The sequence below is a fragment of the Escherichia sp. E4930 genome, from assembly GCF_005845405.1.
In the GTDB taxonomy this organism is placed as follows: domain Bacteria; phylum Pseudomonadota; class Gammaproteobacteria; order Enterobacterales; family Enterobacteriaceae; genus Escherichia.
The window spans coordinates 344737-368155 of sequence record NZ_VCDZ01000003.1; the positions used below are offsets into that span (position 1 = coordinate 344737).

A 23419-nucleotide genomic window follows, 5' to 3' on the forward strand; every position below is an offset into this window, starting at 1 on the left:
ATCTTCACGCGTACAGAATGTGAAAAACATGCGGCACGTGAATGTGTTAAACCATAGTAGATGACTTTATCCGCAGCAATCAAAGGTTTTGATTGATCAAAACCGAGTCAGACAGAGAAATTTTGTCATTTTTAGACGGAGATGCCGAGGGTATATAGGGAGATACAGATAAAGTTATTATCTGTTTGTGGTGGTGGATTGGGGGCATCGGTAAATATGTGGATTGGGGGCATCGGTAAATATAAAGAAAAAACAAGAGCACGGTTTCTGTCACCGCGCCCCTGGATGTTGATATTCAGAACACTTTCTTAAACGGTTTCACGGAAACGTGCTCATAGACTCCCGCTGCCACGTACGGATCGGCATCTGCCCAGGCCTGGGCTGCTTCCAGCGATTCAAATTCAGCAATAACGGTTGAGCCAGTAAATCCTGCGGCGCCTGGATCGTTACTGTCTACCGCTGGCATTGGACCGGCGGTCAGCAGACGCCCTTCATCATGCAGTAACTGCAAACGCGCTAAATGTGCCGGACGAACGGAAAGGCGCTTTTCGAGGCTATCGGCTTTGTCTTGAGCGTAAATAACATACAACACGGGCACAACTCCTTGTTCGGAAAAGTTATAAAGTACGTTATTTGAAAGGGCGAAGATCTGCAACGGAAAGATGATGTCTTTGTTAAGGCGTCACTAAAAGTAAGGTTAACAGCGCCAAAAATTGCGTTTTCACTGATCCTGATCGTCTTGCCTTATTGAATATGATTGCTATTTGCATTTAAAATCGAGGCCTGGTTTTTTTACTGAAACGATTATGACTTCAATGACCCTTGATTTACCTCGCCGCTTCCCCTGGCCGACGTTACTTTCTGTCTGCATTCATGGTGCTGTTGTGGCGGGTCTACTCTATACCTCGGTACATCAGGTTATTGAACTACCTGCGCCCGCGCAGCCGATTTCTGTCACCATGGTTGCCCCGGCCGAACTTGAGCCGCCACAAGCCGTTCAACCGCCGCCGGAACCAGTGGTGGAGCCAGAACCGGAGCCTGAGCCGATACCAGAACCGCCAAAAGAAGCACCGGTAGTCATTGAAAAGCCGAAGCCGAAACCTAAGCCAAAACCGAAGCCGGTGAAAAAGGTACAGGAGCAGCCAAAACGCGATGTCAAACCGGTAGAGTCACGTCCGGCGTCACCGTTTGAAAATACGGCACCAGCTCGCCCGACATCAAGTACGGCAACGGCTGCAACCAGCAAACCGGTCACAAGTGTCGCGTCTGGTCCACGGGCATTAAGCCGTAATCAACCGCAGTATCCGGCGCGCGCGCAGGCACTACGCATTGAAGGGCAGGTTAAAGTTAAATTTGACGTCACACCGGATGGTCGCGTGGATAACGTACAAATTCTTTCAGCCAAACCAGCGAACATGTTTGAGCGCGAAGTGAAAAACGCGATGCGCAGATGGCGTTATGAGCCGGGCAAACCCGGAAGTGGGATTGTGGTGAATATCCTGTTTAAAATTAACGGCACCACCGAAATTCAATAACCTGAAAATCAAAAGCCTCCAACCTGGAGGCTTTTGACTATTACTCTACAGGTAAGGCACGAGGCTTTCCTTCAGGGTCGACGGCAACATACTTAAATAACGCTTCCGTCGCTTTATAGCGCTGCCCAATCGGCTCAGACGCCACTTTTTTCACCCATACTTCAATATTAATGCTGACTGATGTCGTCCCTTTTTGGAGACAGCGCGCATAGCAGCACACCACATCACCAACCGCAACTGGTCGTAAGAAAGTCATTCCTTCAACCCGCACGGTCACGACGCGACCGTGGGCAATTTCTTTTGCCAGAATGGCACCGCCAATATCCATCTGCGACATCAACCAACCACCAAAGATATCGCCATTGGCATTGGTATCGGCAGGCATGGCTAAAGTACGTAAAACAAGATCGCCCTGAGGGACGTTAGGTGTTGTAGACATGGTAAAACCGACATAAAAGGAAAATCACAGGCGCGATGCTACTATGATTTTCCAAATGAGAACAGAGGATATGCAGCGCCGGCCCAGAAGGGCCGGCAGACAGATTATGATTTATCTTCCTGCGGCATATGGCGGTAGATATAAATACCGCTTAACAGTGTGAAGATTAAGGTGAGGGCGGTCAGACCGAACACTTTGAAGTTGACCCAAATATTTTGCGGTAGCCAGAATGCGATGTAGATATTCGCCAGCCCACAAAGAATAAAGAAGACTGCCCAGGCCAGATTCAGTTTCGACCACACCGGCTGCGGTAGAGTGAGTTCTTTACCCAGCATGCGCTGAATCAGCGGCTTTTTCATTACCCATTGGCTAACCAACAAAGCACCGGCAAACAGAGCGTAGATGACAGTGACCTTCCATTTAATAAACTCATCATTGTGGAAGAACAGAGTCAGACCACCGAAAACAACCACCAGAACGAAGGTGATCAGGGCCATCTTCTCAACTTTCCGGAAGCGAACCCAGCTATAAATAAGCACAATTGCCGTGGCGACGATGAGCGCCGCAGTTGCCGCATAGATGTCATAAATTTTGTAGAACGCGAAGAAGACAACCAGCGGTAAAAAATCAAGAAACTGCTTCATTTTACGATTCCGTAATCAAATACTTCAGGTTATTGGCGAATCAACATGTACAGGCGGAACAGATAGATAAGCAATACGGCTGAAATCAGGTTGCTTAAGGTATTCGCCAGTACGGCACCAATTTCCGGGGTTAATGCGGCAAACGAAGAGGCAAACAGCAGCAACAGTGTTTTTGCCAGTAACCAGCTTAGTACTGCAGGTGCCACCAGACGCATATTCGCCCATGTCAGCCGCATACTGCTGCGCATAGAGGCGAAAACGCCCATTTTATCCTGCACCAACATCACCGGCGCCAGTGCCAGTAAAATGGCCATTAAAATTCCCGGAACGACCACCAGCATGATGCCAATCTGTACTAAAAGGGTAGTCAGAAAAATCAGAATAAATAACTTTGGCAATATCGGCGCACTGGCACCAATAGCGCGTAGCGCACTGACTCTCTGACCCGCGGACACCAGTTGGATGATTAATATTACGCCTCCGGCGAGTATGGCGTTACCGATTAATCCTGAAAAAGTGGACGCAGCGGAAGCACGCAGCAAAATTTGTTGCTGTTCCGGGGACATATTTTGCACCAGATCGAACAACCCACCGCCGCCACTAACGGGCGCGCCGTCATTGAGCTGCGCAAGCTGTGCGTCACTGGGTGAGAAAACATGTCCTAACACCACTGTGATAAATGCACAAAGCAACGATACCAACAGAATGGTCATAAATTGATTACGGAAGAAATTTCCGGTGTCACGGTATACGGACTGCGCCGTGATAGACATGCACTCTCCTTGAGTTTTATGCAGGTGTTAATTAGCGGGCAATTGTACCCTGGTTATCCCTTCAGTGGCAGCATCACGACCTGTATGGAAAAGCATATCTTTGTAAAGCGCAGGTAATCCACAGCGTGCGTGGGTGCGATCACAGGATCCATTGCTTTCTCCGGACACGACAAATTCCTGACAAGCAGAAGGGCTGTATGCATAAATACCGCAACTTACCGCCTGCTTAAAAGGCCAATAAGGTAGCAAAAGAATACTTTCGGAGATGAAAAGCATTCAAATTGATTTGAATCGCATTAACCAGGATTTGCGATACAACTTCTAAATTAATCCAGATCAATAAATGGTCATTTAGCGAATGGAGTGTGATCTATGTAGGATCATTTGTTACTCCAATGTAGGTATATTCGTCACGTTTTTATAACCATAACGACGGAGCGAACATGAAAAAATTAACAGTGGCGGCATTGGCAGTAACAACTCTTCTCTCTGGCACTGCCTTTGCGCATGAGGCAGGCGAGTTTTTCATTCGTGCAGGTTCGGCAACGGTGCGTCCAACGGAAGGCGCGGATGGAACTCTGGGAAGTCTGGGTGGCTTTAGCGTGACCAATAACACCCAACTGGGCCTGACCTTCACTTATATGGCGACCGATAACATCGGTGTGGAATTGCTGGCGGCATCGCCGTTTCGTCATAAAGTTGGCACAGCCACAACCGGGGATATTGCGACAGTCCACCATTTACCGCCAACACTGATGGCACAATGGTATTTTGGCGATTCCGGCAGTAAATTCCGTCCTTACATTGGTGCGGGTATTAACTACACCACCTTTTTTAATAATGACTTCAATGACACCGGTGAAGGTCTTGGCTTATCCGATCTTAGTCTGAAGGATTCATGGGGCGTGGCGGGACAAGTAGGTGTGGATTATCTCATCAACCGTGACTGGTTGCTTAATATGTCGGTCTGGTACATGGATATCGACACTGAGGTGAAATATAAATCCAATGGCGCAGTGTTGCCTGCAGGGCGTTATTCAGACAACGTACGCCTCGACCCGTGGGTATTTATGTTCTCTGCGGGTTATCGTTTTTAATTATTTGCCCGTCAATAAACCGCCAGATGTTTTCTGGCGGTTTGTCTCGTATTAACTGCGCGTCGCCGCTTTCATCGGTTGTACAAAAGCTTTCAGTGCCGCCAGCATTTTCTCTGGCTGATTAATATGTTGCTCGATGATTTTAACAATGGCCGAACCAGAAATCGCGCCTGCGGCCCCTGCATCAATCGCTGCTTTTACCTGGTCTGGGGCGGAAATGCCAAAGCCCTGCAATGGAGGCGCAGCATTGTATTCTTTCAGCTTCGTGACCAGATGATTGAGCGGTAATGCCGCGCGGTTTTCCGCTCCGGTCACGCCCGCACGCGACAGTAAATAGGTGTAACCACGACCGTAAGAGGCAATCTGGCGCAGCAAATCATCATCAGCATTCGGCGGGCAGATAAAGATAGGTGCGACATTATGACGCAACGCGGCCTGGCGGAAGGGCGCGGACTCTTCAACTGGCACATCGGCAACCAGCACCGAATCGACGCCGACTTTTTCACATTGAGCGTAAAACTCATCAATGCCTTTGTTAAACACCAGGTTGGCATACATCAGCAGGCCAACAGGAATGGTCGGATGTTTTTGACGAATCAGTGCCAGCATCTCAAAGCACTGCGCCGGGGTCACACCCGCCGCAAAGGCACGCAGTGTAGCGTTTTGAATCGTAGGGCCATCCGCCAGTGGGTCGGAGAAGGGGATGCCTAGCTCCAAAGCATCAGCACCTGCTTCGATCAACGTATCGATAATTTTCAGCGACTGCTCAATGCCCGGATCACCGAGTGTGACGAAAGGAACAAATGCGCCTTCTTTGCGTTCCTTCAACTGGGCAAACAGAGATTCGTAGCGTTCCATCAGATTTCCCCTCGTGCTTTCAAAATATCGTGAACGGTGAAGATGTCTTTATCGCCGCGACCGGAAAGGTTAACCACCAGTAGCTGCTCTTTTTCCGGGTTTTCGCGCATCATTTTCAGCGCATGGGCCAGCGCGTGGGAGGATTCCAGCGCCGGGATAATCCCTTCGTGCAGGCACAGCGTTTTAAAGGCTTCCAGTGCTTCATCATCGGTAATTGAAACATAATCAGCGCGACCGATGCTGTTGAGATACGCATGTTGTGGACCAACGGACGGGAAATCCAGTCCGGCGGAGATGGAGTATGATTCTTCAATCTGCCCGTCTTCGGTTTGCATCATCGGCGCTTTCATACCGAAATAAATGCCCACGCGACCATGTTTTAATGGTGCGCCGTGCTCGCCGGTTTCGATACCGTGACCACCAGGCTCTACGCCAATCAGGCCGACGTCGGTTTCGTTGATGAAATCAGCAAACATGCCAATGGCGTTCGAACCGCCGCCAACACAGGCGATAACGGCATCCGGCAGGCGACCTTCTCTTTCCAGAATCTGTGCTTTCGTTTCTTCGCCAATCATCCGCTGAAACTCACGCACAATGGTCGGATAAGGATGCGGGCCAGCCGCGGTGCCCAGCATATAGTGCGCGGTTTCGTAACTACCGGACCAGTCGCGTAGCGCCTCATTACAGGCATCTTTCAGCGTCGCGGAACCGCTATGCACCGGGATCACTTCCGCACCCATTAAGCGCATACGAAAAACGTTAGGCGACTGGCGCTCCACGTCTTTGGCACCCATATAAATACGGCATTTCAGGCCGAGCAGGGCGCTGGCAAGTGCCGAGGCCACGCCATGCTGACCGGCGCCGGTTTCGGCGATGATTTCGGTTTTACCCATCCTCTTCGCCAGTAAAGCCTGGCCCAGCACCTGGTTGGTTTTATGCGCGCCGCCGTGCAGCAAATCTTCGCGCTTCAGATACAGCGTGGTGTTCGTGCCAGCCGTAATGTTCTGGCATTTGGTCAGCGCGGTTGGGCGCCCGGCATAGTTTTTCAAAAGGTCGTTAAACTGGGCCTGAAATTCAGGATCTTTTTGCGCGCTGACAAAAGCTTCTTCCAGCTGGCGCAGAGCAGGCATCAGGATTTGTGGCACGTACATGCCGCCAAACTCACCAAAATACGGGTTAAGTAATGTTGTCATTGTTCCTTTCCTTAATATGCGCGCAGCGTCTGGAAAACCGAGGCCAAAAGACGTGCGTCTTTAATGCCCGGTTGCGACTCTACAGCAGAATTAAAATCAAGCCCGGCGCAGCCGGTTTGTGCCGCTTCCACGCAGTTATCTGCGCCTAAGCCACCCGCCAGCAGGACGTTGCCAAGCGATTGACCGTTTAACAGTGACCAGTCGAAACGTTGCCCGCTTCCACCCTGGCCGTTGTCGAAAACATATTTATCGACGTGCTGAAAATCGCGCGCGGGAAGAGTTTCACCGACGCTCAATGCTTTCCAGATGGCAACGTTTGCGGGCAGCACGTCACGCAGTGCGTCGATATATTGCTGATCTTCATTACCATGCAGTTGCACTGCTGCCAGCGATAACGCGTTAGCTTTGTCCACCACATCAGCAATATCGTGATTGCGGAACACACCAACGTATTGCAACGGTGCCGCAGCCATCACTTCCTGCGCCTGTTCAACGCTGACGCAACGCGGTGACGTTGTAACAAATATCAATCCACCGTAAATCGCGCCCGCGTCATAAGCGGCTCTGGCATCTTGTGGGCGAGTCAGGCCACACACTTTATTCTCACCCAGCAACATCCGGCGCACGGCGGCGTTCAAATCGTCATGGGCCATCAACGCCGAACCAATCAGAAAACCGTTAGCGAAGTGGCTTAACTCGCGCACCTGAGCGTAAGTATTGATGCCTGATTCGCTGATTACCGTCACGTTGTGCCCCAGTTTCGGCGCAAGCTCGCGGGTACGGTTGAGATCAATCGACAAATCACGCAGATCGCGGTTGTTGATACCAACGACCTTTGCCCCCAATGCAATGGCGCGCTCCAGTTCCTCTTCATTACTGACCTCGGTCAGCACACCCATCTTCAAACTATGGGCGACAGCAGCAAGCTGGCGATATTGTTCATCGTCCAGAACCGACAGCATTAATAAGCAGGCATCGGCCTGGTAATAGCGCGCCAGATAGATCTGGTAAGGATCGATAATGAAGTCTTTACATAAAATCGGCTGTGGGGCGATTTGACTGACGATGGGGAGGAAATCAAAGCTCCCCTGAAAATATTTCTCATCAGTCAGCACCGAAATTGCCGAAGCGTAATGTTTATAAATGGCGGCAATGCGTGCCGGATCGAAATCATCACGGATCACGCCTTTTGACGGCGACGCTTTTTTGCACTCCAGAATAAACGCCGTGCGCGCGCCTTGTAGCGCATCATAAAAATGTCGCGTGCTCGGCTGAACCTCATTCTGAAAACTGGCCAGCGGTTGCTGCTGTTTGCGGGCTTCTACCCAAATCGCCTTGTCTGCGACGATTTTCGCTAAAACGGTTTGCATCATTTACCCTCGTGCCGCCAGTGCGGTGACTCTGTCGTAAGCGGAACCACTGCGCAGTACCTCAAGAACGGTTTGCGCATTGGCTTGCAGATCTTCATGGCCATGCAGGCGCATTAACATGGCGACATTCGCCGCGACGGCTGCTTCATGGGCGGCGTCGCCTTTACCTTGTAACAAGCGTGTTAAAATGTCACGGTTTTCTTCCGGTGTTCCACCTGCCAGTTGCTCCTGGTGGTAGGGCGTCAGGCCAAAATCTTCAGCGGTCAGTTGATAGCTTTTAATTTCACCATCGTGCAGCTCGGCAACAATGGTCGGCGCGTGTAAGGAAACTTCATCCATCCCGCCGCTGTGCACCACCGCTGCGCGTTGATACCCCAGCACGCGCAAGGTTTCGGCAATCGGCAGCACCAGTTCCGGACTATAAACACCAATTAACGCCAGCGGCGGATGCGCCGGGTTAATCAATGGCCCCAGCACGTTGAACAGGGTGCGGGTTTTCAGTTGCTGGCGAACCGGCATCGCGTGGCGGAATCCGGTGTGATATTTCGGCGCAAAGAGGAAACAGACGCCTAACTCATCCAGCGCCTGGCGCGATTTATCGGCGTTCATATCAAGATTAATACCGAACGCCGCCAGCAGATCCGACGAGCCGGATTTACTTGAGACGCTGCGGTTACCGTGTTTCGCCACTTTCAGCCCACAGGCCGCGGCGACAAACGCACTGGCGGTAGAAATATTGATACTGTTACTGCCGTCACCGCCGGTGCCGACGATATCGGCAAACAGATAATCAGGGCGTGGGAACGGCGCGGCGTTTTCCAGTAGCGCGGTTGCTGCTCCGGCGATTTCGTTTGGGTGCTCGCCGCGAATTTTCATGCTCACCAGCGCCGCCGCCAGCTGTTCTGGCTTCAGCTCGCCACGCACCACCGCTGAAAAAAGCTGGTGGCTTTCTTGTTGGCTAAGCGTCTGCGCCTGATACAGTTTTTCCAGAATCGGTTGCAGCGTGTTGGTTGGCTCTAGTTTCTGCTGCGCCCAGGCCAGCGTTTGTTCCAGCAGGCGAGCGCCCTGGGTAGTGAGAATGGATTCCGGATGGAACTGGAATCCGCAAACGCGATCCGCATCGTGACGCACCGCCATCACCATGCCATTAAAATGGGCGTTGATGGTTAAACCTGCCGGAATGTTACTGCCAACCAGCGAGTGATAACGCGCCACCGGCAGCGGGTTTGTTAATCCGGCAAACATCGCCTGACCGTCATGTTCAATGCTCGACGCTTTACCGTGAAGAATTTCGCCCGCCTGACCGACATAGCCCCCGTAAGCTTCGACAATCGCCTGATGTCCGAGGCAAATGCCAATGATTGGCAGCTTGCCACGCAAGCGGGTGAGCAGTTCTGGCATACATCCCGCTTCACTCGGCACCCCTGGCCCCGGAGAAAGCATCAGCACCGGATTGCTCATGGTCGCCAGACGTTCAATTAAGGTCTGCGCCGGAATATGGTTGCGGTAAATCACCACGTTATGACCATTGCTGCGCAACTGATCTGCCAGGTTGTACGTAAAAGAGTCGATATTATCGAGCAGCAGAATGTCAGCCATCAGAAAGTCTCCTGTGCATGATGCGCGGTGGCAATAGCGCGCAGTACAGCGCGGGCTTTATTACGGGTTTCGTCGGCTTCCGACTGCGGAACAGAATCAAGGACTACGCCAGCACCGGCTTGCACGGTGGCGATACCGTTTTCCACCAGCGCCGAGCGGATCACAATGCAGGTGTCGAGATCGCCATGCGCGGTGAAATAACCTACCGCGCCGCCGTAGCTGCCGCGGCGACGACCTTCCGCCTCGGCAATTAACTGCATAGCGCGTACTTTCGGCGCACCGCTTAACGTCCCCATATTCATACAGGCGCGATAAGCGTGCAGGGCGTCAAGATCGTGACGCAGTTCGCCGACTACGCGAGAGACGAGGTGCATCACATGGGAATAACGGTCAACTTTGGTGAGATCGGCGACGTAGCGGCTGCCAGGGGTGCAAATGCGTGCCAGATCATTACGGGCGAGATCAACCAGCATCAGATGTTCAGACAGCTCTTTATGGTCAGTACGCATTTCCAGTTCAATACGGCTGTCGAGATCTCTGTCCAGTGAACCATCGGCGCGACGACCGCGCGGGCGTGTTCCGGCAATCGGGTAGATCTCAATCTGGCGGCTGGTGGCATCATACTTGAGCGAACTTTCCGGCGACGCGCCAAACAGGGTGAAATCATTATCCTGCATAAAAAACATGTACGGGCTGGGATTACTCTTTTTCAGCACGTAATAGGCCGCCAGTGGTGAAGGGCAGGGCAGCGAGAAACGGCGAGATGGCACCACCTGGAAAATTTCTCCGGCGCGAATCGCTTTTTGCAACAAACGCACTACGCCACCGAACTCTTCATCGCTCTGGTTACATTCACAACGCATATGCGGCACGGAAACCACCGGCAGCGGTGGCGCGGTTTCGGTCAGTTGCTGGCGAAGATCGTTCAGGCGCGCAGTGAGACGTTGTTTTTCTTCTTCATTCGGAGCAAACAGGCTGGCCTGAATGCGGGTGCTTTTTTTCTGATGGTCAATCACCATCAGCGTTTCAGCGAGATAAAAACAGAAATCAGGGCAGTTATTTTCCGCTGACAATTGCGGTAAATCTTCAAACCCCGCAACAAGGTCATAAGAGAACAGGCCGCCGAAGAACATTGCTTCTCGTTCTTCCTTCGGTACATTCAACAGATTCTGCAATAAGCGGAAAGCGTCAAAAACCGAAAGGGAGCATAAGCGAGCGTCTTCATCCAGCAGTGGACTAACAGGGGGGAAGCGCAGCACACGGCAGTTTGGTAATTGTTCATTTTCCACACCCGCAGGCAGGGCGTTATCCAGTAGTGTCAGCAGGCTTCGCCGTTGCCGGAAAGGGACTGGATTGTGACAGTGTCACCTAAAGCTGTAATGCGTAGCGCACTGTCTACCAGCAGCAGGCTTTTTAAATCATCTTTGCTGTCGATATCTGCGGATTCCAGCAGCAGCGTTGCCGGACGATCCCCACACAATTGGTGAAAAAGCGCGGTGGGATTGTCGCGATAAGCGCCTTCGCAGGTTAGCAGTTCGAGAGTCGGTTTTTGTGTTTGCATTGTTATTCTCTAATTTTGTTCAAAAAAAAGCCCGCTCATTAGGCGGGCTGGGTATCTGATTGCTTTACGCATGGTGAATACACTGCCCGTTTCAGGAAGTGCGCCACCAAGCTTTCAGTACGAAAATTGCTTTCATTGTCGATACCCTTTTTACGTGAACTTGCGTACTAGTTAACTAGTTCGATGATTAATTGTCAACAGCTCATTTCAGAATATTTGCCAGAACCGTTATGATGTCGCTGCCAAAAACATTATCCAAAACGGGAGTGCGCCTTGAGCGACACGAATTACGCAGTGATTTACGACCTGCACAGCCACACCACAGCTTCCGATGGCTGCCTGACGCCAGAAGCATTGGTGCACCGTGCAGTCGAGATGCGCGTTGGCACCCTGGCGATCACCGACCATGACACCACAGCTGCAATCGCGCCAGCAAGAGAGGAAATTTCACGTTCGGGACTGGCGCTGAATCTTATCCCCGGCGTGGAAATTTCCACGGTCTGGGAAAATCATGAAATTCATATTGTCGGGCTGAATATTGATATTACTCATCCGCTAATGTGTGAGTTCCTCGCGCAGCAGACAGAACGGCGCAATCAGCGGGCGCAGCTAATTGCCGAAAGACTTGAAAAAGCGCAAATACCAGGGGCGCTGGAAGGCGCGCAACGACTGGCGCAGGGCGGCGCGGTGACGCGCGGTCATTTTGCTCGTTTCCTGGTGGAGTGCGGCAAAGCCAGTTCAATGGCGGATGTCTTTAAAAAGTATCTGGCGCGCGGGAAAACCGGATACGTTCCGCCACAGTGGTGTACAATAGAACAAGCTATTGATGTCATTCATCATTCTGGCGGTAAGGCGGTGCTAGCTCATCCTGGGCGGTACAATCTTAGTGCTAAATGGCTGAAAAGATTGGTTGCGCATTTTGCCGAACACCACGGCGACGCGATGGAAGTCGCGCAGTGCCAGCAATCGCCCAATGAACGCACCCAGCTGGCGACACTTGCGCGTCAGCATCATTTATGGGCATCACAAGGATCTGATTTTCATCAGCCATGCCCGTGGATCGAACTGGGTCGTAAACTCTGGCTGCCCGCAGGCGTTGAAGGCGTCTGGCAGCTATGGGAACAGCCGCAGAACACCACAGAGAGGGAATTATGAGCCAGTTTTTTTATATTCATCCTGATAACCCGCAGCAACGTCTGATCAACCAGGCGGTGGAGATCGTGCGTAAAGGCGGGGTGATTGTTTATCCAACCGATTCCGGCTACGCACTCGGCTGTAAAATTGAAGATAAAAACGCGATGGAGCGTATTTGTCGTATTCGCCAGCTGCCGGACGGTCACAACTTTACCCTGATGTGTCGCGATCTTTCTGAACTTTCGACCTATTCATTCGTGGATAACGTTGCGTTTCGTTTAATGAAAAACAACACGCCGGGTAACTACACCTTCATCCTGAAAGGGACGAAAGAAGTGCCGCGCCGTTTGTTGCAGGAAAAACGCAAAACCATTGGGATGCGTGTGCCTTCTAACCCGATTGCGCAGGCGTTGCTTGAAGTATTGGGCGAACCGATGCTTTCCACATCGCTGATGCTACCGGGCAGCGAGTTTACCGAATCCGATCCGGAAGAAATTAAAGACCGTCTGGAAAAACAGGTGGATTTGATTATTCACGGTGGCTATCTCGGGCAGAAACCGACAACGGTCATTGATCTTACCGATGATACGCCGGTCGTGGTGCGTGAAGGCGTGGGTGATGTGAAGCCTTTCTTATAACAAATTGCGTTCCACGGATGGAAGACTATGGCAGGGATATATCGCTGCATTTTGCTGTTGATAGTTGGGCTTTTTTTCTCTTCGTTGAGTTATGCGAAAAACACGGAGATCCCTTCATATGAAGAAGGGATCTCGCTCTTTGATGTTGAAGCCACTCTGCAACCGGATGGGGTGCTCGACATCAAAGAGAACATTTATTTTCAGGCGCGAAATCAGCAGATTAAGCACGGATTTTCTCGTGATTTACCACGACTATGGATGCAGTCTAATGGGGACGCTGCACTGCTGAACTATCGTATTGTTGGCGTTACCCGTGACGGCGTTCCTGAACCCTGGCATCTTGACTGGCATATCGGGTTAATGAGTATTGTCGTGGGCGATAAACAACGTTTCTTGCCTCAAGGCGACTATCATTATCAAATTCATTATCAGGTTAAAAATGCTTTCCTGCGCGAGGATGATTCTGACCTGCTAATCTGGAACGTGACCGGTAACAACTGGTCGTTTGAAATCTATAAGACCCGATTTTCACTCAAGTTCTCTAATATTGCGGGTAATCCATTTAGTGAAATCGATCTCTTTACCGGAGATGAGGGCGACACATATCGAAATGGCCGCATCCTTGAGGACGGAAGAATTGAATCCCGCGATCCGTTTTATCGTGAAGACTTCACGGTTCTCTACCGCTGGCCTCATGCCTTGCTGGATAATGCCCCGGCACAACACACGACGAATATTTTTAGCCATCTTTTTTGGCCCTCAACATCGTCTCTTATCATTTGGTTACCGTGTTTGCTCCTGGCGTGTGGATGGTTATATCTCTGGAAGCGCAGGCCGCAATTTACGCCGGTAGATGTGATTGAAACCGATATCATTCCGCCAGATTACACGCCCGGCATGTTACGTCTCGATGCGAAGCTGGTTTACGACGATAAAGGTTTTTGTGCCGATATCGTAAATCTGATTGTGAAAGGAAAAATTCATCTGGAAGATCAGTATGACAAGAACCAGCAAATCCTGATTCGTGTTAATGAAGGCGCCACCAGAAATAATGCGGTATTACTGCCCGCAGAGCAGTTATTACTGGAAGCGTTATTTCGTAAAGGCGATAAGGTCGTTCTTACGGGGAGACGCAACAGCGTCTTACGCAGGGCATTTTTACGGATGCAGAAATTGTATCTGCCGCGTAAAAAGTCTTCGTTTTACCGACCTGATGCGTTTTTGCAATGGGGGGGAATGGCGATATTGGCGGTCATTCTCTATGGTAACCTGAGTCCCGTAGGTTGGGCAGGAATGAGTCTGGTGGGCGATATGTTTATTATGATCTGCTGGCTTCTTCCTTTTTTATTTTGTTCCCTTGAGCTTTTGTTTGCCCGCGATGATGACAAGCCTTGCGTTAATCGTGTAATCATCACTTTGTTTTTACCACTGATTTGTTCAGGCGTGGCCTTCTATTCTCTCTACATCAATGTCGGAGATGTATTCTTTTACTGGTATATGCCAGCGGGTTATTTTAGCGCTGTTTTCCTGACCGGTTATCTCACTGGCATGGGGTATATTTTTCTGCCAAAGTTTACTCAAACTGGGCAGCAACGTTACGCCCACGGTGAAGCTATCGTTAACTATCTTGCGCGTAAAGAGGCGGCAACACACAGTGGGCGGCGGCGGAAAGGGGAAACACGGAAACTGGATTACGCGTTGTTAGGTTGGGCTATATCGGCAAATTTGGGGAGGGAATGGGCGTTACGCATCGCCCCTTCGCTTTCTTCGGCGATTTGCGCTCCAGAGATTGCCCGTAACGGCGTTTTATTCTCATTACAGACGCACCTGAGTTGCGGGGCCTATACCAGTTTGTTGGGGCGGAGCTATTCCGGTGGTGGTTCTGGCGCTGGTGGCGGTGGTGGTTGGTAACCAAATCGACGTTAATCGAAACAAGCTTTAACCATAAAGATAGTGTAGTATGTTGCGCCTCAAAGCCAGGCCAGTTAAAACGTCGAGTCGTTTACTTAAGGCCTGAAGAGTTCAAACAGACTTTACTATCAGTGAGTCAGATGTAAGTTCTGACTCATTGTTGCACAAAAGCATATCAGACGCCTGGGAAGGCGACACCAAAAGGAAGCTCAATGAGCGAAAAGTTACAGAAAGTGCTGGCGCGTGCCGGCCACGGTTCTCGCCGTGAAATCGAATCTATTATTGAAGCCGGTCGTGTGAGTGTCGATGGCAAAATTGCTAAACTCGGCGATCGCGTTGAAGTTACCCCTGGGCTGAAAATCCGTATCGATGGTCATCTGATTTCGGTACGTGAGTCCGCTGAACAAATTTGTCGCGTTCTGGCCTATTACAAGCCGGAAGGTGAGTTGTGTACACGTAATGACCCGGAAGGGCGTCCGACCGTGTTTGATCGTCTGCCGAAGCTGCGCGGTGCGCGCTGGATTGCCGTGGGTCGTCTGGACGTTAATACCTGCGGTCTGTTGCTGTTTACCACCGATGGTGAACTGGCAAACCGTTTAATGCACCCCAGCCGTGAAGTTGAACGTGAATATGCCGTGCGTGTATTTGGTCAGGTTGACGACGCGAAACTGCGCGATTTAAGTCGTGGCGTGCAACTGGAAGATGGTCCGGCAGCCTTTAAAACCATCAAGTTCAGCGGTGGTGAAGGGATTAACCAGTGGTACAACGTGACTCTGACCGAAGGTCGTAACCGTGAGGTTCGTCGTCTTTGGGAAGCGGTTGGTGTGCAGGTAAGTCGCCTGATCCGTGTGCGTTACGGTGATATTCCACTGCCGAAAGGTCTGCCACGCGGCGGCTGGACAGAGCTGGATCTCGCCCAGACTAACTATCTGCGTGAACTGGTGGAACTGCCGCCAGAAACCAGCTCTAAAGTCGCTGTAGAAAAAGATCGTCGTCGCATGAAGGCAAATCAAATTCGACGTGCGGTGAAACGTCATAGCCAGGTCAGCGGCGGTCGTCGTTCTGGCGGACGTAATAATAACGGTTAATTTAAGATAAGTATAAAATAAAGGCCCTACGGGGCCTTTTCTTCATTTGAAGCATGATAAATAGTCGCAGTATTTTAATTTAATTTCATACTTGCTTATGAATAATACCCGGAAATAGCCACATTACTATTTAATTATCTGAGATAAACTCAACGTCAAGAGGTGGGTTATGATTAGATATAGTGGAATATTTCTATCGCTGTTAATGCTTTCAGGTTGTGCAACTGAAACATTGAAAAACGAACAAGCTGAAACTGTTATTACTGCGGGTAACAAAGCAGTAGCGGCGAATGCAAGTTTCTTTAAACAATACTATGCTTCTCGTGAAAACTTCCTTGTTAATTTCTACGCGACTAATCCGGATTGTGCCCTACGACCTGATTATACCATTGATATAGGCGGTGATGGGAATGGCGGAAAATTATGCCAGCGTTCAGGGCCAAATACAAAACAAGTACAATTAGTCCCTTTCGAGAAAGAAAAATTACTGGCTTCAATGGAAGTCATTAATAGCATGAGCGCTTATGTGGAACTTCTGACAGAGGATATGGCAACTACGGAAAGTCAGCAAGTGGCATTACTTAAACAGGCTCTGGAGCACGCAAACAACGCACAAACACTACTTGGTGTTTCACATAGCAAAGATTTAGCTCAATCTGCAGCAGCGGTTAAAGATTTGGTAAATTATTTCAATGAGTTATATATAATTAAAGTCAATTCTGGAAAAATAGGCAAAACGGTAGATGAAAACTGGGTAAGACTTATAAAGAACATGGCAGTTTTGCGCAATGATATTTATACAAAAAGCAATAAGATTGAAAATTATACCTTTGCGAATGTGCATGATAATATGTTTTATTATAATACGGCATCTAAAAACTCTAAGAATACAGAGTTTAACACGCTGAAAAACAGGAAGGAGTTTCTAAGTTCAGTAATCAATGTGAATGAAACCAGACTACAGGCATCGGCACCTGCCATGCCTGCGATTGAGGCTTTAAATGCCTTTATAGATAAGGGTGATTATCTGAAAAGCTTATACGTTAATAAAACACGCACGGCAGCTGAACAAAAAAGATTAAATGAAATATTACGCGCACAGGTCATTAGTGGGTTAAAGGCGTCTGAGGGGCTGGCAAAATTACTTATTGCCAGCGGAATAATGTTATAGGAGGCTTTTTATGAACGATGTGCAAAATCGTAGAATACTGGTATTACTTGATATGCTGTATAATACTTTGGGTAATAAAACCACATGCAATGTTTGTCATAAATATTTTATCCATATCCTCACAGTTATGAACAACCTGACGATTAACTATGGTACTGAAACTTCGCCAGAGTTAGCCGGGATAAATTATGACGATGCTAATGCGTTAATTACTGAACTGATATTATTTATTGAAGATGTTGACGCTGAGAATCATGAAGCATATCAGGGACATTTGAATGAGATTACACGTATTCTGAATTTCGCTATTGCCGCTTGAATATAATTATGATTAAAGCACCTCAAGAGGCTTCTTTTGAGGTGCTTTCACTTAGTAGTCAATCCCTATCTGCGCTTTTACGCCAGCATCAAACGCATGTTTCACGGGGCGTAACTCACTTACCGTATCCGCCAGTTCGAGTATGTCCCGATGACAACCACGACCCGTGATAATCACCGTCTGTTGATGTGGACGTTCATTTAACGCCTGCACCACTTCTTCCAGTGGCAAATAGTCATACGCCACCATATACGTCAGCTCATCGAGCAAAACCATATCCACTGAGGAATCTGCCAGCATCCGTTTGGCATGTTGCCAGACCTCACGACAGGCGGCGGTATCAGACTCGCGATTTTGCGTATCCCAGGTAAAGCCCGTTGCCATCACCTGAAACTCGACGCCATGCGGCTCCAGCAAATTGCGCTCGCCGTTAGGCCAGGTACCTTTAATAAACTGCACGACCCCCACTTTTTTGCCATGGCCAACCGCGCGAGTTGCGGTACCAAATGCCGCGGTGGTTTTGCCTTTTCCATTGCCGGTAAAGACGATGATAATGCCACGCTCATCCTGCGCTTGCGCCACGCGAGCATCAACTTTCTCTTTAACACGCTGCTGACGCTGTTGGTAGCGTTCATCACTCATTGGGAAATTCCTGGTTTGCGGCCCGGTTGGGCGTCAAAGGTCATGCCGGTTTTACGGCGGCTGTCATCGCCCATCAGCCATAAATAGAGTGGCATGATATCGGCGGGTGTTTTGAGTTTCTGTGGATCTTCGGTGGGGAAAGCACTGGCACGCATTGCAGTACGTGTACCACCTGGGTTAATACAGTTCACACGCAGGCGCTGCTGGTATTCATCGGCCAGCACTTGCATCATTCCTTCGGTGGCAAATTTCGACACCGCATATGCGCCCCAGTTGGCTCGTCCCTGACGTCCAACGCTTGATGAGGTAAAGACCAGCGAACCCGCGTCCGATTTGAGTAATAAAGGAAGCAGTGCCTGGGTGAGCATAAAGGTGGCATTAACGTTGACCTGCATGACGTCCTGCCAGACCTGCGGATTTTGTTCGCGCATTGGGCAAACATCGCCGAGCAATCCGGCGTTATGCAGCACGCCGTCCAGACGCGGATAATTAACAGCAATACGCTGTGCCAGTTGTTGGCAGTCTTCAGACGTACAGGTCAGCAAATCGAGAATAAACCATTGCGGCTGGCGTCCTGTCTCTTCGAACATGCTCTGGGCCACCTGACGTAATTTTTCTTCGTTCCGGCCCAGCAGAATGACCGTCGCGCCATAGCGTGCATAAGTTAAAGCGGCTTCACGACCAATGCCGTCGCTGGCGCCTGTTACCAGGATAATACGATCATTGAGTAAATCTTGTTTTGGTTGGTAATGCATGGCTACTCCCCGACGACATCAACAGTCGCGCTGCCAGTGTACTTTATGACTTTGGGGTTTTATGCCTGAAACAGGAGGGCATTTCAATCAGCCTGGGGCGATAACGCCGTAAAATGAATACTTTGTCATACTTTCGCTGCAATAACATCTCTGCGAGACGGCTTAACATGCCTGTTGTAAACTGTGAGCCAAAGCGTTGTTTAACCAAGGTGGGACTCGTGGAATTGTTGTCTGAATATGGTTTGTTTTTGGCGAAAATCGTCACCGTTGTGGTGGCGATTGCGGCTATTGCCGCCATTATTGTCAATGTTGCTCAACGTAATAAACGCCAGCGTGGCGAGTTACGGGTCAACAATCTCAGCGAACAGTATAAGGAGATGAAAGAAGAACTGGCTGCTGCGCTGATGGATCCACATCAGCAAAAACAGTGGCACAAAGCGCAGAAGAAAAAGCACAAGCAAGAAGCGAAGGCAGCGAAAGCAAAAGCCAAACTGGGCGAGGTGACAGCCGAAAGCAAGCCTCGAGTCTGGGTGCTGGATTTCAAAGGCAGCATGGACGCCCATGAAGTGAACGCGCTACGTGAAGAGGTCACTGCGGTACTCGCGGCATTTAAACCGCAGGATCAGGTCGTTCTGCGTCTGGAAAGCCCCGGTGGCATGGTACATGGTTACGGCCTGGCGGCTTCACAGTTGCAGCGCCTGCGCGATAAAAATATTCCTTTAACCGTTACGGTAGACAAAGTGGCTGCCAGCGGCGGTTACATGATGGCCTGTGTGGCGGATAAAATTGTTTCAGCGCCGTTTGCAATTGTTGGCTCTATTGGTGTTGTGGCGCAAATGCCCAACTTTAACCGCTTCCTGAAAAGCAAAGATATTGATATCGAACTGCACACTGCCGGGCAGTATAAGCGCACGCTGACAGTGCTGGGTGAAAACACCGAAGAAGGGCGCGAGAAATTCCGCGAAGAACTGAACGAAACGCATCAGTTATTTAAAGATTTTGTGAAGCGTATGCGTCCGTCTCTGGACATTGAAATGGTGGCAACCGGTGAACACTGGTACGGACAACAGGCGGTGGAGAAAGGCCTGGTTGACGAAATCAACACCAGTGATGAAGTGATCCTTAGCCTGATGGAAGGTCGTGAAGTGGTCAATGTACGCTATATGCAGCGTAAACGGTTGATCGATCGATTCACTGGCAGCGCGGCAGAGAGCGCCGACCGGTTGTTGCTACGCTGGTGGCAACGCGGGCAAAAACCGTTGATGTAAAAGATAAACGCGAGGGTAAAACCTCGCGTTTTTCTTTAATCGACCAGATGGTATTTTTCCGAGAGTACATGGGCCAGGTGTTTGAACATATTAAACACCGCGGTGCTTTTCGCTGTCGGCAATCCTTGTTCATCTAAAAAATAATCGCCGCTAAACACCAGCACGCCATTACGCTGCGTGACGCCGGTGGCTTCAATCCCTGCGAGCGTATCCTCATGCTCACGTATGATTTTGTTAGCCTCTTTCAACAGCGTTTCGCGGTCGATGGGTTGTGTCTCTTTGTTCATTATTTACTCCTTAAACAAGGACATTAGTCTACGCCAGGCATGGCTTGCAGACAAATATACCACGCTGACGGCAAGAGCGCCTTACTGGCAACTTTGGATTTTGCATGCTAATAAAGTTGCGTAACGGATTTTATCAGGTACAGTGTGACGCTTTCGTCAATCTGGCAATAGATTTGCTTGACATTCGACCAAAATTACGTCGTGCTATAGCGCCTGTAGGCCAAGACCTGTTAACTCAGTCACCTGAATTATCGTGAACAGAGTCACGACAAGGGGTTGATATCCGCAGAGAGCGAGTCCATATCGGTAACTCGTTGCCAGTGGAAGGTTTATCAATGTGCGACGCATTCCTGGAAGAATCAAATTAGGTAAGGTGAATATGGGTAAAGCTCTTGTCATCGTTGAGTCCCCGGCAAAAGCCAAAACGATCAACAAGTATCTGGGTAGTGACTACGTGGTGAAATCCAGTGTCGGTCACATCCGCGATTTGCCGACCAGTGGCTCAGCAGCCAAAAAGAGTGCCGACTCTACCTCCACCAAGACGGCTAAAAAGCCTAAAAAGGATGAACGTGGCGCTCTCGTCAACCGTATGGGGGTTGACCCGTGGCACAATTGGGAGGCGCACTATGAAGTGTTGCCAGGTAAAGAGAAGGTCGTCTCTGAACTGAAACAACTGGCTGAAAAAGCCGACCACATCTATCTCGCAACCGACCTTGACCGCGAAGGGGAAGCCATTGCATGGCACCTGCGGGAAGTGATTGGTGGTGATGATGCGCGCTATAGCCGAGTGGTATTTAACGAAATTACGAAAAACGCGATTCGTCAGGCATTTAACAAGCCAGGTGAGCTGAATATCGATCGTGTTAATGCCCAGCAGGCGCGTCGCTTTATGGACCGCGTGGTGGGGTATATGGTTTCTCCGCTGCTGTGGAAAAAAATTGCTCGTGGTCTGTCTGCCGGGCGTGTGCAGTCGGTGGCGGTCCGCCTGGTGGTTGAACGTGAGCGTGAAATTAAAGCGTTCGTACCGGAAGAGTTCTGGGAAGTGGATGCCAGCACGACCACGCCATCCGGCGAGGCATTGGCTTTGCAGGTGACCCATCAGAATGACAAACCGTTCCGTCCGGTCAATAAAGAACAAACTCAGGCTGCGGTAAGTCTGCTGGAAAAAGCGCGCTATAGCGTGCTGGAACGTGAAGACAAACCGACCACCAGTAAACCTGGCGCTCCTTTTATTACCTCTACGCTGCAACAGGCTGCCAGCACCCGTCTTGGTTTTGGCGTGAAAAAGACCATGATGATGGCGCAGCGTCTGTATGAAGCAGGCTATATCACTTACATGCGTACCGACTCCACTAACCTGAGTCAGGACGCGGTAAATATGGTTCGCGGTTATATCAGCGATAACTTTGGTAATAAATATCTGCCGGAAAGTCCGAATCAGTACGCCAGCAAAGAAAACTCACAGGAAGCGCACGAAGCGATTCGTCCTTCTGACGTCAATGTGATGGCGGAATCGCTGAAGGATATGGAAGCGGACGCACAGAAACTTTACCAGTTAATCTGGCGTCAGTTTGTTGCCTGTCAGATGACCCCGGCGAAATATGACTCCACGACGCTGACCGTTGGTGCGGGCGATTTCCGCCTGAAAGCACGCGGACGTATTCTGCGCTTTGATGGCTGGACGAAAGTAATGCCTGCGCTGCGTAAAGGCGATGAAGATCGTATTTTACCGGCGGTCGATAAAGGCGACTCCCTGTCGCTTGTTGAACTGACTCCGGCACAGCACTTTACCAAGCCGCCAGCCCGTTTCAGCGAAGCCTCGCTGGTTAAAGAACTGGAAAAACGCGGTATTGGTCGTCCGTCTACCTATGCGTCGATTATTTCGACCATTCAGGATCGTGGCTATGTGCGTGTGGAAAACCGTCGATTCTATGCGGAAAAAATGGGTGAAATCGTAACCGATCGCCTGGAAGAAAATTTCCGCGAATTAATGAATTACGACTTCACCGCGCAGATGGAAAACAGTCTCGACCAGGTGGCAAATCACGAAGCGGAATGGAAAGCCGTACTGGATCACTTCTTCTCGGATTTCACCCAGCAGCTTGATAAAGCGGAAAAAGATCCGGAAGAGGGCGGTATGCGCCCGAACCAGATGGTTCTGACCAGCATTGACTGCCCGACTTGTGGTCGCAAAATGGGTATTCGTACAGCGAGCACCGGGGTATTCCTTGGCTGTTCTGGCTATGCGCTGCCGCCGAAAGAGCGTTGCAAAACCACCATTAACCTGGTGCCGGAAAACGAAGTACTGAACGTACTGGAAGGCGAAGACGCTGAAACTAACGCCCTGCGCGCCAAACGTCGTTGCCCGAAATGCGGCACGGCGATGGACAGCTATCTCATCGATCCAAAACGTAAGTTGCATGTTTGTGGTAATAACCCAACCTGCGATGGTTACGAGATCGAAGAGGGCGAATTCCGCATTAAAGGTTATGACGGCCCGATCGTTGAGTGTGAAAAATGTGGCTCTGAAATGCACCTGAAAATGGGGCGTTTCGGTAAATACATGGCCTGCACCAACGAAGAGTGCAAAAATACGCGTAAGATTTTACGTAACGGCGAAGTGGCACCACCGAAAGAAGATCCGGTTCCGCTGCCAGAATTAGCGTGCGAAAAATCGGATGCTTATTTCGTGCTCCGTGACGGCGCTGCTGGAGTGTTCCTGGCTGCCAACACCTTCCCGAAATCTCGTGAAACGCGTGCGCCGTTGGTTGAAGAGCTTTATCGCTTCCGCGACCGTCTGCCGGAAAAACTGCGTTATCTGGCGGAGGCTCCGCAGCAAGATCCAGACGGTAATAAGACAATGGTTCGCTTTAGCCGTAAAACCAAACAGCAATATGTCTCTTCGGAAAAAGACGGAAAGGCAACTGGCTGGTCAGCATTTTATGTTGATGGCAAATGGGTTGAAGGGAAAAAATAACCTTTAAGCCTGTCAGGTTTTTATAAACAAAGGGTCGCAAAAGCGGCCCTTTTTCATTGCATATTATTTTTTCTACACACCTATACACTAAAGCTATAAATGATATAGTGGTTATAGTTATCACTTTTTTTATTATTAAATCGTATTAGTCACCCGCCAG

General features: G+C 50.0%; 22 protein-coding genes, 2 pseudogenes and 1 other annotated feature. Of the genes and pseudogenes, 10 read left to right on the forward strand and 14 right to left on the reverse strand.

The genetic code is table 11. The features are described from left to right. Positions 1-295 precede the first annotated feature (295 nt). The gene (locus FFT88_RS05075) at positions 296-592 is read right to left on the reverse strand and encodes a YciI family protein (protein WP_000967595.1); all 297 of its coding nucleotides are present in this window, start codon (positions 590-592) and stop codon (positions 296-298) included. A gap of 223 nt (positions 593-815) precedes the next feature. Here FFT88_RS05075 and tonB point away from each other — a divergent pair, with 223 nt between their 5' ends. Next, entirely contained in the window at positions 816-1535 is a 720-nt protein-coding gene (gene tonB / locus FFT88_RS05080) for a TonB system transport protein TonB (RefSeq protein WP_064528843.1), read from the forward strand. Between the two features lie 40 nt (positions 1536-1575). On the opposite strand, the gene yciA is transcribed toward tonB, so the two are convergent. The 4 genes and pseudogenes from yciA to FFT88_RS25530 all read right to left on the reverse strand — a co-directional run. Beyond that, positions 1576-1974, reverse strand: coding sequence for an acyl-CoA thioester hydrolase YciA (gene yciA / locus FFT88_RS05085; protein WP_130208879.1), 399 nt, complete (start codon positions 1972-1974; stop codon positions 1576-1578). Positions 1975-2078: 104 nt separating this feature from the next. Then, the gene (locus FFT88_RS05090) at positions 2079-2618 is read right to left on the reverse strand and encodes a septation protein A (RefSeq protein ID WP_000808667.1); all 540 of its coding nucleotides are present in this window, start codon (positions 2616-2618) and stop codon (positions 2079-2081) included. Positions 2619-2647: 29 nt separating this feature from the next. Continuing rightward, positions 2648-3391 (reverse strand): YciC family protein, encoded by a 744-nt coding sequence (locus FFT88_RS05095; protein ID WP_130208877.1) that lies wholly within the window; start codon positions 3389-3391, stop codon positions 2648-2650. Between the two features lie 27 nt (positions 3392-3418). Continuing rightward, positions 3419-3633, reverse strand: a pseudogene (locus tag FFT88_RS25530) (YkgJ family cysteine cluster protein); the annotation flags it as partial. Positions 3634-3834: 201 nt separating this feature from the next. Here FFT88_RS25530 and ompW point away from each other — a divergent pair. Then, a complete protein-coding gene (gene ompW, locus FFT88_RS05100) occupies positions 3835-4488 on the forward strand; it encodes an outer membrane protein OmpW (protein ID WP_135404293.1) in 654 nt (217 codons plus the stop codon). A 51-nt stretch (positions 4489-4539) separates the two neighbouring features. Here ompW and trpA read toward each other — a convergent pair whose 3' ends face one another. The 6 genes and pseudogenes from trpA to trpL all read right to left on the reverse strand — a co-directional run bounded on the left by trpA (position 4540) and on the right by trpL (position 11205). Next, positions 4540-5346, reverse strand: a complete 807-nt coding sequence (gene trpA, locus FFT88_RS05105; RefSeq protein WP_130258917.1) for a tryptophan synthase subunit alpha — start codon at positions 5344-5346, stop codon at positions 4540-4542. Beyond that, a complete protein-coding gene (gene trpB, locus FFT88_RS05110; RefSeq protein WP_000209509.1) occupies positions 5346-6539 on the reverse strand; it encodes a tryptophan synthase subunit beta in 1194 nt (397 codons plus the stop codon). Before trpB ends, trpA begins: the two co-directional genes overlap by 1 nt. Before the next feature lie 11 nt (positions 6540-6550). Beyond that, positions 6551-7912, reverse strand: coding sequence for a bifunctional indole-3-glycerol-phosphate synthase TrpC/phosphoribosylanthranilate isomerase TrpF (trpCF, locus tag FFT88_RS05115; protein WP_171026926.1), 1362 nt, complete (start codon positions 7910-7912; stop codon positions 6551-6553). Further along, complete coding sequence (gene trpD / locus FFT88_RS05120) at positions 7913-9508, reverse strand: bifunctional anthranilate synthase glutamate amidotransferase component TrpG/anthranilate phosphoribosyltransferase TrpD (RefSeq protein WP_000763524.1); 1596 nt, start codon at positions 9506-9508, stop codon at positions 7913-7915. It lies immediately after the preceding gene. Then, positions 9508-11069 (reverse strand): annotated as a pseudogene (gene trpE / locus FFT88_RS05125) (anthranilate synthase component I). Before trpE ends, trpD begins: the two are co-directional and overlap by 1 nt. Before the next feature lie 21 nt (positions 11070-11090). Beyond that, positions 11091-11184, reverse strand: a sequence feature (Trp leader region). Further along, positions 11161-11205, reverse strand: coding sequence for a trp operon leader peptide (gene trpL, locus FFT88_RS05130; RefSeq protein WP_001386774.1), 45 nt, complete (start codon positions 11203-11205; stop codon positions 11161-11163). (Overlaps the previous feature by 24 nt.) Before the next feature lie 137 nt (positions 11206-11342). On the opposite strand from trpL, the gene rnm reads away from it, so the two are divergent. The 6 genes from rnm to FFT88_RS05160 all read left to right on the forward strand — a co-directional run bounded on the left by rnm (position 11343) and on the right by FFT88_RS05160 (position 17330). Further along, positions 11343-12224 (forward strand): RNase AM, encoded by an 882-nt coding sequence (gene rnm / locus FFT88_RS05135; RefSeq protein WP_001285663.1) that lies wholly within the window; start codon positions 11343-11345, stop codon positions 12222-12224. Beyond that, complete coding sequence (locus FFT88_RS05140) at positions 12221-12841, forward strand: L-threonylcarbamoyladenylate synthase (RefSeq protein WP_001516499.1); 621 nt, start codon at positions 12221-12223, stop codon at positions 12839-12841. The genes rnm and FFT88_RS05140 overlap by 4 nt, the downstream gene beginning before the upstream one ends. A gap of 27 nt (positions 12842-12868) precedes the next feature. Beyond that, positions 12869-14752, forward strand: a complete 1884-nt coding sequence (locus tag FFT88_RS05145) for a DUF2207 domain-containing protein (RefSeq protein WP_135404294.1) — start codon at positions 12869-12871, stop codon at positions 14750-14752. 212 nt (positions 14753-14964) lie between these two features. Then, entirely contained in the window at positions 14965-15840 is an 876-nt protein-coding gene (rluB, locus tag FFT88_RS05150; protein WP_001291217.1) for a 23S rRNA pseudouridine(2605) synthase RluB, read from the forward strand. A 169-nt stretch (positions 15841-16009) separates the two neighbouring features. Then, positions 16010-17011 carry a hypothetical protein gene (locus FFT88_RS05155; protein ID WP_135404295.1) on the forward strand — a complete coding sequence of 334 codons (1002 nt, stop codon included), beginning with the start codon at positions 16010-16012 and terminating at the stop codon, positions 17009-17011. A 10-nt stretch (positions 17012-17021) separates the two neighbouring features. After that, on the forward strand, positions 17022-17330 hold the full coding sequence (locus FFT88_RS05160; protein WP_135404296.1) for a hypothetical protein: 309 nt from the start codon (positions 17022-17024) through the stop codon (positions 17328-17330). A 51-nt stretch (positions 17331-17381) separates the two neighbouring features. Here the strand turns inward: FFT88_RS05160 and cobO are convergent, their stop codons facing one another. Both cobO and FFT88_RS05170 read right to left on the reverse strand, forming a co-directional pair. After that, complete coding sequence (cobO, locus tag FFT88_RS05165; RefSeq protein WP_135404297.1) at positions 17382-17972, reverse strand: cob(I)yrinic acid a,c-diamide adenosyltransferase; 591 nt, start codon at positions 17970-17972, stop codon at positions 17382-17384. Beyond that, positions 17969-18727 (reverse strand): YciK family oxidoreductase, encoded by a 759-nt coding sequence (locus FFT88_RS05170; RefSeq protein WP_064527203.1) that lies wholly within the window; start codon positions 18725-18727, stop codon positions 17969-17971. Before FFT88_RS05170 ends, cobO begins: the two co-directional genes overlap by 4 nt. Before the next feature lie 218 nt (positions 18728-18945). Here FFT88_RS05170 and sohB point away from each other — a divergent pair, with 218 nt between their 5' ends. Beyond that, complete coding sequence (gene sohB, locus FFT88_RS05175; RefSeq protein ID WP_130216044.1) at positions 18946-19995, forward strand: protease SohB; 1050 nt, start codon at positions 18946-18948, stop codon at positions 19993-19995. Between the two features lie 35 nt (positions 19996-20030). Here sohB and FFT88_RS05180 read toward each other — a convergent pair whose 3' ends face one another. Then, positions 20031-20282 (reverse strand): YciN family protein, encoded by a 252-nt coding sequence (locus FFT88_RS05180; protein ID WP_130208857.1) that lies wholly within the window; start codon positions 20280-20282, stop codon positions 20031-20033. 379 nt (positions 20283-20661) lie between these two features. On the opposite strand from FFT88_RS05180, the gene topA reads away from it, so the two are divergent. After that, positions 20662-23259, forward strand: coding sequence for a type I DNA topoisomerase (gene topA, locus FFT88_RS05185; protein WP_130208855.1), 2598 nt, complete (start codon positions 20662-20664; stop codon positions 23257-23259). Positions 23260-23419 lie beyond the last annotated feature (160 nt).

Excerpts from the sequence above, each read along its gene's own strand:
- FFT88_RS05180 (WP_130208857.1), bottom strand. The coding sequence starts at position 20,282 with ATGAACAAAGAGACACAACCCATCGACCGCGAAACGCTGTTGAAAGAG.
- FFT88_RS05145 (WP_135404294.1), top strand. The coding sequence starts at position 12,869 with ATGGCAGGGATATATCGCTGCATTTTGCTGTTGATAGTTGGGCTTTTT.
- trpB (WP_000209509.1), bottom strand. The coding sequence starts at position 6,539 with ATGACAACATTACTTAACCCGTATTTTGGTGAGTTTGGCGGCATGTAC.
- tonB (WP_064528843.1), top strand. The coding sequence starts at position 816 with ATGACCCTTGATTTACCTCGCCGCTTCCCCTGGCCGACGTTACTTTCT.
- rluB (WP_001291217.1), top strand. The coding sequence starts at position 14,965 with ATGAGCGAAAAGTTACAGAAAGTGCTGGCGCGTGCCGGCCACGGTTCT.
- FFT88_RS05170 (WP_064527203.1), bottom strand. The coding sequence starts at position 18,727 with ATGCATTACCAACCAAAACAAGATTTACTCAATGATCGTATTATCCTG.
- cobO (WP_135404297.1), bottom strand. The coding sequence starts at position 17,972 with ATGAGTGATGAACGCTACCAACAGCGTCAGCAGCGTGTTAAAGAGAAA.
- ompW (WP_135404293.1), top strand. The coding sequence starts at position 3,835 with ATGAAAAAATTAACAGTGGCGGCATTGGCAGTAACAACTCTTCTCTCT.
- yciA (WP_130208879.1), bottom strand. The coding sequence starts at position 1,974 with ATGTCTACAACACCTAACGTCCCTCAGGGCGATCTTGTTTTACGTACT.
- FFT88_RS05155 (WP_135404295.1), top strand. The coding sequence starts at position 16,010 with ATGATTAGATATAGTGGAATATTTCTATCGCTGTTAATGCTTTCAGGT.
- FFT88_RS05160 (WP_135404296.1), top strand. The coding sequence starts at position 17,022 with ATGAACGATGTGCAAAATCGTAGAATACTGGTATTACTTGATATGCTG.
- trpCF (WP_171026926.1), bottom strand. The coding sequence starts at position 7,912 with ATGATGCAAACCGTTTTAGCGAAAATCGTCGCAGACAAGGCGATTTGG.
- FFT88_RS05140 (WP_001516499.1), top strand. The coding sequence starts at position 12,221 with ATGAGCCAGTTTTTTTATATTCATCCTGATAACCCGCAGCAACGTCTG.
- FFT88_RS05095 (WP_130208877.1), bottom strand. The coding sequence starts at position 3,391 with ATGTCTATCACGGCGCAGTCCGTATACCGTGACACCGGAAATTTCTTC.
- trpD (WP_000763524.1), bottom strand. The coding sequence starts at position 9,508 with ATGGCTGACATTCTGCTGCTCGATAATATCGACTCTTTTACGTACAAC.
- topA (WP_130208855.1), top strand. The coding sequence starts at position 20,662 with ATGGGTAAAGCTCTTGTCATCGTTGAGTCCCCGGCAAAAGCCAAAACG.
- FFT88_RS05090 (WP_000808667.1), bottom strand. The coding sequence starts at position 2,618 with ATGAAGCAGTTTCTTGATTTTTTACCGCTGGTTGTCTTCTTCGCGTTC.
- trpA (WP_130258917.1), bottom strand. The coding sequence starts at position 5,346 with ATGGAACGCTACGAATCTCTGTTTGCCCAGTTGAAGGAACGCAAAGAA.